Raw genomic sequence first — 10412 nt, 5'->3', positions numbered from 1 at the left:
CCTTCTCTCCTCCTCGCCTGCTCCTCTCCCCCCCCCCCCCCCCCGGGGCCGGGCTGCGAGCAGCCCATGCAGGCATCCTGGTACCTCAACCTCCATTGAGGTCAAGACGGTGTGACGGATTCGGGGAAGACTTGCCCCCGGTGCAGCAGCAGCTGCTCGCTCGGACGCTGGTAGTACGGGAGTGGGCCGGTGACGAATCGGGCAGTGCGACCGGTTGGTTCGCCCGATCGATGCAGCCATACGAAGCCCTGCCCCGAAACCTCCACCGTCCGCGGCAGCACCTGCCCCGCCCCGCGATGAAAGCCGTTGTCCAGCAGCAGATACACCGGCTCCGCCCGCAGCCGCGGCCACGCCTCCCGGAAATCCGGATGCAGGGGCAGCGCGGCGACCTCGCTCTCCGGAACCCACCGCACCGCATGCGTCTCGTGGTCGGGTCGCACCGGCGCTGCGATGCGCGCGTCCCCGACGACCGTGGTGAAAGTCCACCCACCCGGCGCCCGGGTGGTGACCCGCTCCCCGCGAATCACCACCCGCCCGGGATCGATTCCCGTTTCCTCCCATGCCTCCCGCAACGCGGCCTCCACTGCGCTCTCGTGGCTGTCGCACGCGCCACCCGGAATCGTCCACGTCCCCCGCGTCCCCGCTCGCCCTCGCGCCCGCAATTGCAGAAGCACTGCGCTGGAATCTGATTCGGCCAGCGGAACCCGCAGGAGCAGCCCGGCCGCGCCGTACCGCCCCCAGTGCCGCACCCCGTCGAGATCGCGAAACCACCCATTACCGTCGCCGCGCACGAACCCATCTTCGAGTGGTGATCACGTCAGCGGAAGTGCAGCAGCCCGTTCAGTACGAGGTCGACAACCTGTTCGGCGTCGTTCTCGGAGAACACTTCCCGTGTGACTTCGCAGGTCCGCCAGCTGGTGATCGGCGGGCGGGTCACGGCCGCTCGGCGCCCTCGGGCCACACCACCGTCACGGGCATGTCGCGCGCGCGGGCCGTCGCCACCACATCTGCGGTGCCGCCGAAACCGCGCGCGGGCAGTCCGTCCCACACCGCCAGCAGCTCCCCGGCCTCGTCGAGCATGCGGAGGCTGCCGGCCTGGTGCGCCTCGGGGTTCGATTCCTCGCGGTCCAGTTCGATGACCCGGTCGGCGGCGGTGAGGAGATGGTCGTAGACCGGGTGATGGAATGCGGGCAGGCTCGCCCGGTACCGCCGGGCCGGGACGACCGCGATCAGTACACCGCCGGCATCCAGGATCGCCTGCGCGAAGAGCGAATCCGGCCCGTCGGCCAGGCAGCTCACCCCGACCGGGGGCGGGCCGCCGGGCCGGATGCGCAGCGCCACCTCCAGTCGCAGCGCCCGATCCACCAGGGCGAGTGTGGCCGCGGGCAGCCCGCGATGCCCGGTGATGGCGACGCTCGTCATCGATCGTCTCGTCCGTAGAGGGTCGCGAGGGCGTCGTCGAGTGCCCTCGCCTCGACGGTACGCGCGGGCAGATCGGCGCGGAATGCTCTGGCCAGGCGGGTGATTCGCTCGCTGTGATAGGTGAGACCGACCAGCAGCGCCTCGGCCGCCAGCGCGCAGCCCGCCTCGATGTCGCCGCTGGGCGCCAGCACCTGGGCGTGCTCGACCTTGGCCAGTGCACGCGGCTTCTCGGCGGTCAGCGCGGAGTCCGCGTTCTCGAAGGCGAGGTGTGCCGCGCGATTGTCGCCCAGCCGGGTCAGCGCGCTGGCCTGATACCGCGCCGCCTTGGGCCCGTCGAAGACGAACACCCACGGCCACTGCGGTTCTCCACCCTGCCGATCCACCAGCCGCTCGGCCCGCCGCAACGCCCCCAGCGCACCGGCGCGATCCCCGGTCGCGGCGTAGGCGACGGCCAGCAGCGACGACATCCACGCCCCGGCACTGTCGGGCGCCTCGCGCCCCAGCTGCGCGGCGGCAGTGCGCAACAGGGTCAAACCCGCTCGGGCATCACCCATTTCGACCGCGTAATGCCCGAGGCTGGCGGTCATGTACGAGACCAGCAGCGGATGATGCGTGCGCTCGGCATGGCGGATCGCCTCCACGTAGCGCCGCCGCGCCGCCGCGTCGTCACCGCGGTCGGCCGCCAGCCACGCTGCCAGCCCGGCGATTTCGGACAGCGCCCGGAAGCCGCCGGAGGTGCGCAGCCGATCCCGCACCACCCCCGCCACCAGATCGAGGTGCGCGTCCACCACCGGCGCCAGCCGATCCGAGGGCACCGAGGATTCCATCCGCCGATAGTTGGCGGTCGGTCCGGCCATGGTGTCGATGAGCTCGGATTCGGTTGGCGCGGAGTTCGACAGCACCACGTTCGTGGTCACCACGAGTGCGCTGGACAGGAATTGCTTGCGGTTCACGGGCTCGTCATCCACCGCGCGATGCGGCGTGCTGAAGCCGAGTTCGGCATCGGTCGCCACGTTCAGGACCGCACGCAGTGCGGATCGGTAATGCCTTCTGGGCCACGTCGTTTCGCCTCGCTCCCACTTGCCGACGTGCCGTTCGTCGACGGCCCCGCGCTTGCTGGTGGCCCGGAAGACCTGGTCGTTGACGGCGTCGGCCAACTCCCGGCGAGTCATCGATTGTCCCGGCGCTCCGGGTGATTCCATGCGCAGCCGAGCCTCGATGAGCAGCTCGTTCCGTCCGGTCACGGCATGCGGCCTCTCTGCTGGACCTCTCCCGAGAATAGGCTTTCCACAGATTTGCCGTGCCGCCATGACCCTCATTTGCCCCGTACTTTCCCCATCGCACGCCATCGATCAATCGCCTGCGGCGGACCAACGTTGAAGTCGGCACAGTGGCCGGCAGCGAAAACCCCCGAGGGATAGCCATGACATCGGAACCCAGTGCGATCGGATGGTTGCGGAGCGACATATCCGGCGAACGTCTGCAATGGGATGAGGCCCGGATACGCGGATTGGCCCACCGGCTCGGCTACGACCTGCGCAGAACGGTGGTGTTCGGCCCGCGGACCGACCGGCCGGTGCAACGGCTCCGCATGCTGGTCTCACGGCTCGACCTGGAGGCCGTCATCGTGCCCAGCGTCGATCATTTCGAAGGAGGTTGCGTACCTTCCGATCTGGTGGCCGTCGCCGACATCATCACGGTGAACCCGGAGAATACCTACGCCCGCTATGCCACGGGGCAGGTCCCGGAGCGCCACGAGGCGTAGCGAGTCCCGGACATAGCGGACGATTCGCCTCCCGCGCGGCCGTGATCAATCCACCCGCACGGCCAGGGTCGCCACCACGGCATCGGTGCGGGCGCGCAGCGCGGCGGTGAGCACCGGCCCGCGCGGATTGTGCAGCAGCCGATGCCACCAGCGGCGCGTCTCGACCTGGGTGAGCAGCACCGTCACCTGGTGGCCCTTGGCCGTCTGCTTGCGCACGTACCCGACCAGCGTGGCCACCAGGCTGCGGTTCGGAGCGGGCAGCACCATGAGCGGCACGCCCGGATTCCATTTCTTCCATTGCGCCCCAAGATGTTTCGCCGAGTCCGGTTCGATGGCCACGGCCACCGCCACCACCTCGCCGTCCAGTCGCAGCGCGGTGGTCAGGGCCTGCTCGGTGAGCGCGCTGACGGCCACCACCGGCACCACGATGAGGCTGGTCTTCGTGCCGGGCGCCGGCGCGGGCGGAATCCGGCCCAGCTCCAGCACCTTCGCGACCTGCGCGTAGTAGTCCTCGGTGCGCGCGAACAGCAGCACCAGGGCGGGGATGATGATCAACAGCAGCCACGCGCCCTCGCGGAACTTCTCCAGCATCAGCACCACCCCGGCGACAGCGGTGAGCACCGCGCCGAAACCATTGAGCAGCGCGCGCGGCAGCCAGCCCGGCCCGCGCACCTCCCGCCAGTGCCGCACCAGACCGATCTGGCTGATGGTGAATCCGATGAACACGCCGATCGCGAACACCGGCAGCAGCCGATGCGTGTCCGCCTTCACGATGAGCAGCACGATCGCCGCCAGGATCGCCAGCGCGCCCACGCCGTACCGGAACACCGGCCGCTCCGACCGCATGGCGAAGGCGTGCGCCACTCGGTGGTCCTTGGCCAGCAGCGACAGCAGCACCGGCAGCCCGCCGAAACTGGTGTTGGCGGCCAGCACCAGCACCACGGTCACCGCGATATTGGTCAGATAGAACATCCAGCCGGTGCCGAACGCGGCCGCCGAGAGCTGCGCCAGAATCGTCACGTCCCCGCGCGGCACCATGTGGTACTGCCGGATGAGCAGCGACAGCCCGATCAGCATGATCCCCAGCAGCGCGCCCAGCGCCATCTCGGTGTGCTGGGCGCGTTTCACCGCGGGCGTGCGGAAGGCGGGCACCGCGTTGGCGATGGCCTCGACACCGGTCAGCGCCGAGCAGCCGGCCGAGAACGCCTTGAGCAGCAACACGATTCCCACCGCCTCGACCGGCTCCACCGGACCCAGATCGGTGCCGATGACCGCCACCGGATCGTGGTGCAGGAAGCCGCCGGCGATGACCGCGAAGATGGCCAGCACGAACACGATGGTCGGCCCCATCAGCACCTTGGCCGATTCCGCGATGCCGATCAGGTTCAGCACCGTCAGCACCACCAGCCCGAGCAGCGTCACCAGCAGCAGATGATCGGCCAGGGCGGGGAAGGCGCTGGCCAGGCTGGCCGCGCCCGCCGCCAGGCTGACCGCCACGGTCAGCACGTAGTCGACGACCAGGCTGGCCGCCGCCAGCAGCGCGGCCCCGCGCCCGAGATCCTTCTTGGCCACCGCGTACGCGCCGCCGCCATCCGGGTGCACCGCGATGACCTGCCGATACGACAGCACCAGCACGAGCAGCAGCGCCGTGATGGCCAGCGACACCGGCAGCGTCCACGACACCGCCCCGATCCCGGCCGGAATCAGCGCCAGCACAATGGCTTCCGGGCCGTAGGCCACGCTCGACAGGGCGTCCAGCGACAGCGCCGCGAGCCCGCCCAGCGCGGTCAGCCGATAGGCGTCCCCGCGCTGATCGCGGCGCAGCCGCCGGTCGACGGTCAGCGGATGCTTCTTCGGAGTCTCGAGTGTCTCGACCACGGCCCTCATTGAACGCGGCCGCCGCCCGGACCAAGCGGTATGACACCGCCTTCCGGCGTATTTTTGCGCGGAGCGGTGAGCGGGCGTCAGCGCCGGGTGAGGGGCGGGCGCAGGCCCAGGTGTTCGCGCAGAGTGACACCGGTGTAGGCGGTCCGATACGAACCGCGTTCCTGGAGTTCGGGGATCAGCAGGTCCACGATCTCGTCCAGACCGGCCGGAACCCGCCACGGGGTGATGTTGAAGCCGTGGCTCGCGCCGTACCGCACCCAGCGGGTGAGCTCATCCGCGACCTGCCCCGGCGTGCCCGCGAAACCGAAACGGGCCGTGGTCTCGACGGCCACCTGCCGCAGCGTCAGCCCCTTCGACTCGGCCAGTGCCCGCCACTGCGCCACGATCACCCCGCGGTCCTGCCCGTCCCGCTGCGCGCCGCGGGTGGACGAAATCACCGACGGCGCCGGATCTTCCGCGGGCAGCGGGCCGTCCGGATCCAGGTGCGACAGATCCCGTCCCCACACCTGCCCCGCCAGCGAGAGCGCTGTCGCGCCGGTGATCTGCTGCTCCAGCACCCAGCGCCGCTTCTCCTCGACCTCGGCGGCGGTCTCGGCCAGCACGATCTGGGTGCCGGGCAGAATCCGGATATCGTCGGCGGGCCGCCCCGCCGCGGCGAGCCGGGCACGAATATCGTTCGCGAATTCCAGGGCCGGATCGAAATCGGTGCCGAAGGGGGAGAAGATGACCTCCGCCTGCGCGGCCGCGAAATCGCGACCGGCGGGGGAGACACCCGCCTGGAAGATCACCGGATGACCTTGCGGACTCCGCGGCACCGTCGGGGTGATCGCGACCTTGAATTGCGCGCTGTCGCGTTCGACCACGCGCACCGCACCGGGGTGCAGCCAGCTCTCGTGCTCGCGGGTCGCCGCAATGGCATTGCCGGACCAGGCATCCCAGATCTCCCGTGCCAGGCTCAGGAATTCGGCGGCGTGCTCGTAGCGCTGGGTGTGATCCAGGAATCCGCCGCGCCGGAAATTCTCACCGGTCCAGGCATTGTCGGTGGTCACCACATTCCACCCTGCGCGCCCGCCCGACAGCACATCCAGGCTCGCCAGCCGGCGCGCCAGATCGGCGGGCTCGTTGTAGGTGGCATTCTGCGTGGCCACCAGGCCGATTCGCGTGGTGATTCCCGCCAGCGCCGCCAATTGCGTGATGGCGTCGGGCCGTCCGGCGATATCGGTGTCCAGCAGCTGCCCGTCCTGCTCGCGCAGGCGCAGGCCCTCACCCAGGAAGAAGGCGTCGAACAGGCCGCGCTCGGCGGTGGTGGCGACCCGGCGGAAGGTCTCGAAGTCGATCTGCGAACCGCTGCTCGGATCCGCCCAGACGGTGTGGTGATTGACGCCCTGGAAGAAGACCCCGAAATGCACCTGGGCGTCGGGGAAGGGGACCTCGGTCATCGGGCGAGCTCCTTGACGTAGCGATTGGCGGGGCGGGCCAGGCCCAGATTCGCGCGCAGCGTCGAACCGGGGACCGGGCGATGAGCGAGACCCGCGCGCAGCAGGGCGGGGAGGACATAACGGGCGAGGACGGGAAGGTCCTCGTCGATGACGGCCGGATGCAGGCGGACGCCGTCGGCGATCGGGGCCAGCTCGGTGAGCCGGGCGGTCAGCTCGGCGTGCGAGCCCGAAAAGGACAGTCGCCCAGTGGATCCGGGGTCGCCGTGACTGTCCAGATCCGTGCGGCGTTCCGCAGCGGTCGCGGTCGGCGTGTCCAGGGTGACCTCGATATCCACGAGTACGCGCGAAACCCCTTCCGCTCGGGCGCTCTCGATCGCCTCGTGAATCTCGGGCAGCGTGGTTCCGCTCACCAGTGCCACATCGATGCCCTCGGTTCCCGCTGCGCCGTAGCCGAATACGACGACCTGCCCCTGTGGCGGCCGGGGCACGATGGCCGGGCCCTTCACCGAGAAGGTCTCGCCGATGAAATCGATGTAGTGCAGCTTGTCGCGGTCCAGGAACTTCCCGGCCGCGTAGTCGCGGACGACCGCGTCGTCCTCCCACGAATCCCACAGTCGCCGTGCGACTTCGACGGCATCGACGCGCTCGCGCCGGATCTCGGCCGGGGTCTCGCGGGCGGTGGCTCCCCAGGCCCGGGCCGCGCCCGGCTCGTCGACGGCCAGCCAGCCGGCCCGGCCGCGCGCGGCATAGTCCAGCGAGGCCAGCTGCGACGACAGGTGGAACGGCTCCGCGTAGGTCGCCGCCGACACCGGGACCAGGCCGAGGGTGCTGGTGGTGGCCGCGACGAAGGCCGCGCGGGTGGTGGCATCGAGCCGCCCGCCCGGACCGGGTCCGGGGTTCAGGGCATCGTCGAAGGTCGCGAACGTGAAGCCCGCGTTCTCCGCCGCCTGGACCCGGGTGCGCACGGTCTGTGGATGCAATAGACGGTCTGGTTCGTGTCCGGCTCGATGCCACGCGGCGGGGTGGTGACCCTCCCCGTCGAGTTCGATTCCCAACGCGAACAGGCCCGTTCGGTACTCGCTCTCGCTCGCCATGGGTTGGACGATTGTCGAACCGTGCTCGTCCGGCCACGGTTGCCGTCACGGTGATCCGAACCCGCGCCGATTCGGCGGTGATCCAGTTCACAACGGCACATCTTGCACATACCCCTGGGGGGTATTAACTTGATTTTTCGTAAGGCACCGAAGCAGTTGAGAGGGAAGAGAAATGACCACCCAGGCGCACACCGGACACCACGACCACGCGGCTCACGGCGATCACGCCGCGCATGCTCACCACGTGGCCCCGGTCGACCACACTGCTCACGCCCACCATGCCGATCACGCGGCCCACGCCGGGCACGGCGATCACGCGGCTCATGCGGCCCACGAGGCGCACGGCGCCCACGGCGGCCACGACGGCGGCCTGCCGGGCGGACTCCAGATCACCCAGGACGGTTACACCCTCGACCTCGCCGAAAAGGTCGTGGCCGCAGGCGAAATCGAGTTCCGGTTCCGCATCCTGGGCCCGGACGGCCTGCCCGTCAACGACTTCGACGCCATCCACGACAAGGAACTGCACCTGATCGTCGTGCAGCGCGAGCTGACCGGCTTCTGGCACGTGCACCCGGAGCGACGGGCCGACGGCACCTGGACCGTCCGGCTGAACCTCCCCGAGGCGGGCGCCTACCGCGCCTTCACCGATATCGCGCCGCGCGCCCTCGGCAAGACCATCACGCTGGGAGCCGATTTCGCCATCGCGGGCGACTACCGGCCAGGCACCGCGCCGGAGCCGCAGCGCACCATCACCATCGACGGCTACCAGGTCACCCTGGACGGTGATCTGGTTCCCGGCGAGGGCCGCCTGCTCACCCTCACCGTGCGCAAGGACGGCGCGCCCGTCACCGATCTGCAGCCCTACCTGGCGGCCTACGGCCATCTGGTGATCCTGCGCGCCGGCGATCTGGCCTACGTCCACGTGCACCCGAACGGCGAGCCCGGCGACGGCGTCACCGCGCCCGGCCCCGACATCACCTTCCACACCGCCGTTCCCGGCCGCGGCACCTACCGGCTGTTCCTCGACTTCAAGCACGCCGACAAGGTCCGCACCGCCGCCTTCACCCTGCCCACCGTCTGACCACACCCGCCGGGATCGGAGAGGCCGTGTGCGACTGCCGATGTCCCCGGAGCGCGACAACCGAACAACGCGGTCCGCAGCGCCGGACGACACGCGGAAGGGCATCCGGATGGCTGCCCTTCCTGCTGTCGGCCCAGGTAGAAGCGCCCTCGCCGTCTCTCACAGGGAACTCCCAGCCGACCTGAAGCTCGGTTCAAAACCCGCCGCCTAGGCTCCGCGAGGTCAATCGGAATCTGGGAACACAGGAAGGCGGGTGGCATGTCGACCATCACCAGCGTCGCGGGCGATGCGGCCTCCTCCGGAGGCGGCGACGCCGCCATCGGGGAGGACAACGCAGCCTTGTCGGAGGGTAGGCGCGCGTCGCGGTGGGCGACGCTGCTCACCCCGCCCGGGCAGCCGCGCTGGGAGCGACCGGCCACCCTGGCGCTGCTGATCGCCACGGCCGTCGTCTACCTGTGGGGCCTCGGCGGCGCGGGCTGGGGCAACGGCTACTACGCGGCCGCCGTGCAGTCCGGCACCAAGAGCTGGAAGGCCCTGCTGTTCGCGTCGCTGGACCCGCAGAACTCCATCACCGTCGACAAGCCGCCCGCCGCCATGTGGGCGATGGGCCTGTCCGGCCGCATCTTCGGCTTCAACTCCTGGTCCATGTTCGCGCCGCAGGCCCTCATGGGCGTGGCCGCGGTGGCGCTGCTCATCGCCGCGGTGCGGCGCTGGGCCGGACCGGCCGCCGGCCTCATCGCCGGCGCGGCGCTCGCGGTGACCCCGGTGGCGGCCATGATGTTCCGCTTCAACAACCCCGACGCCCTCATGCTCCTACTGCTGGTGGCCGCTGCTTACTGCACGGTGCGGGCCATCGATGCCCGCGGCGAACGCTTCTGGTCCGCCAGCACCGGCTGGCTGGTCGGCGCGGGCGTGCTCATGGGGCTCGGTTTCCTCGCCAAGATGATGCAGGCCTTCCTGGTGCTGCCCGGCCTCGCGCTGGTGGTGCTGGTGGCCGGTGCGGGCGGATGGCGCACGCGCATCACGCAATTGGCGTCCGCGGGCATGGCCCTGGTGCTGTCCGCGGGCTGGTATGTGGCGCTGGTCGAGCTGTGGCCCGCCGGATCCCGGCCCTACATCGGCGGTTCCACCAGCAACAGCCTCTGGGAACTGGCCGTCGACTACAACGGCCTCGGCCGGGTGCTGGGGAACAAGAACGGCGGCGGCCACCGGCCCACGCCGCCCCCGATGCCCACACCGGATCCGGCCCAGCATGCCGACCCGTCCCAGATGCACGGCGGCTTCGGCGGTTTCGGTTCGCAGCCCGGCCTCACCCGCCTGTTCAGCGGTGAGCTCGCCACCGAATTCTCCTGGCTGCTGCCCGCCGCGCTGATCGCCCTGATCGCTGCACTGTGGCTGACCCGCCGGCTGCCGCGCACCGATCGCGTGCGCGCCGGCCTGCTGCTGTGGGGTGGCTGGCTGCTGGTCACCGGGGCCGTGCTCAGCTACATGAGCCGCAGCTTCCACTCGTACTACGCCATGGAACTGGTGCCGGCGATGGCCGCGCTGATCGGCATCGGCGCGGCCCAATTGTGGCAGCGCCGTACGCATCTCGCGGCCCGCGGCACCCTCGCGGTCATGTCGCTCGCCACCGGCGGGTGGTCGTTCGTGCTGCTGCACCGCACCCCCGAATGGCTGCCGTGGCTGCGCTGGACGCTGGTGGCGCTGTCGGTGGTCGCCGCGGC

The 10412-nt window shown here is 70.3% G+C and carries 9 protein-coding genes; 3 read left to right on the top strand and 6 right to left on the bottom strand.

The genetic code is table 11. The annotated features are described in order from the left end of the window. Nucleotides 1–101 precede the first annotated feature (101 nt). The 3 genes from ACFXN1_RS43130 to ACFXN1_RS43120 form a co-directional block, all read right to left on the bottom strand. Nucleotides 102–791 carry an NUDIX domain-containing protein gene (locus tag ACFXN1_RS43130; RefSeq protein ID WP_379438596.1) on the bottom strand — a complete coding sequence of 230 codons (690 nt, stop codon included), beginning with the start codon at nt 789–791 and terminating at the stop codon, nt 102–104. Nucleotides 792–933: 142 nt separating this feature from the next. Continuing rightward, a complete protein-coding gene (locus ACFXN1_RS43125; protein ID WP_379438597.1) occupies nt 934–1422 on the bottom strand; it encodes a hypothetical protein in 489 nt (162 codons plus the stop codon). Next, entirely contained in the window at nt 1419–2666 is a 1248-nt protein-coding gene (locus ACFXN1_RS43120) for a hypothetical protein (RefSeq protein ID WP_379438599.1), read from the bottom strand. Before ACFXN1_RS43120 ends, ACFXN1_RS43125 begins: the two co-directional genes overlap by 4 nt. A gap of 179 nt (nt 2667–2845) precedes the next feature. On the opposite strand from ACFXN1_RS43120, the gene ACFXN1_RS43115 reads away from it, so the two are divergent. Next, nucleotides 2846–3187 (top strand): hypothetical protein, encoded by a 342-nt coding sequence (locus tag ACFXN1_RS43115; protein ID WP_379438600.1) that lies wholly within the window; start codon nt 2846–2848, stop codon nt 3185–3187. Between the two features lie 45 nt (nt 3188–3232). Here the strand turns inward: ACFXN1_RS43115 and ACFXN1_RS43110 are convergent, their stop codons facing one another. The 3 genes from ACFXN1_RS43110 to ACFXN1_RS43100 all read right to left on the bottom strand — a co-directional run bounded on the left by ACFXN1_RS43110 (nt 3233) and on the right by ACFXN1_RS43100 (nt 7607). Further along, a complete protein-coding gene (locus ACFXN1_RS43110; protein WP_379438602.1) occupies nt 3233–5065 on the bottom strand; it encodes an APC family permease in 1833 nt (610 codons plus the stop codon). An 86-nt stretch (nt 5066–5151) separates the two neighbouring features. Continuing rightward, complete coding sequence (locus tag ACFXN1_RS43105) at nt 5152–6513, bottom strand: NtaA/DmoA family FMN-dependent monooxygenase (RefSeq protein ID WP_379438603.1); 1362 nt, start codon at nt 6511–6513, stop codon at nt 5152–5154. Then, on the bottom strand, nt 6510–7607 hold the full coding sequence (locus ACFXN1_RS43100) for a nitrilotriacetate monooxygenase (RefSeq protein WP_379438605.1): 1098 nt from the start codon (nt 7605–7607) through the stop codon (nt 6510–6512). Before ACFXN1_RS43100 ends, ACFXN1_RS43105 begins: the two co-directional genes overlap by 4 nt. A gap of 172 nt (nt 7608–7779) precedes the next feature. On the opposite strand from ACFXN1_RS43100, the gene ACFXN1_RS43095 reads away from it, so the two are divergent. Together ACFXN1_RS43095 and ACFXN1_RS43090 are read left to right on the top strand one after the other, a co-directional pair. After that, a complete protein-coding gene (locus ACFXN1_RS43095) occupies nt 7780–8688 on the top strand; it encodes a hypothetical protein (protein ID WP_379438607.1) in 909 nt (302 codons plus the stop codon). Nucleotides 8689–8946: 258 nt separating this feature from the next. Continuing rightward, nucleotides 8947–10412, top strand: a 1466-nt coding sequence (locus ACFXN1_RS43090; RefSeq protein WP_379463908.1) for a glycosyltransferase family 39 protein, incomplete at its 3' end; no start/stop codon positions are given.

Source organism: Nocardia sp. NPDC059154 (genome assembly GCF_042755705.1).
GTDB lineage: Bacteria > Actinomycetota > Actinomycetes > Mycobacteriales > Mycobacteriaceae > Nocardia.
This window is presented reverse-complemented; position numbering and strand designations above follow the sequence as displayed.

Coding starts and splice junctions, on each gene's coding strand:
- ACFXN1_RS43115 (WP_379438600.1), top strand. CDS start 2,846: ATGACATCGGAACCCAGTGCGATCGGATGGTTGCGGAGCGACATATCC.
- ACFXN1_RS43100 (WP_379438605.1), bottom strand. CDS start 7,607: ATGGCGAGCGAGAGCGAGTACCGAACGGGCCTGTTCGCGTTGGGAATC.
- ACFXN1_RS43105 (WP_379438603.1), bottom strand. CDS start 6,513: ATGACCGAGGTCCCCTTCCCCGACGCCCAGGTGCATTTCGGGGTCTTC.
- ACFXN1_RS43125 (WP_379438597.1), bottom strand. CDS start 1,422: ATGACGAGCGTCGCCATCACCGGGCATCGCGGGCTGCCCGCGGCCACA.
- ACFXN1_RS43095 (WP_379438607.1), top strand. CDS start 7,780: ATGACCACCCAGGCGCACACCGGACACCACGACCACGCGGCTCACGGC.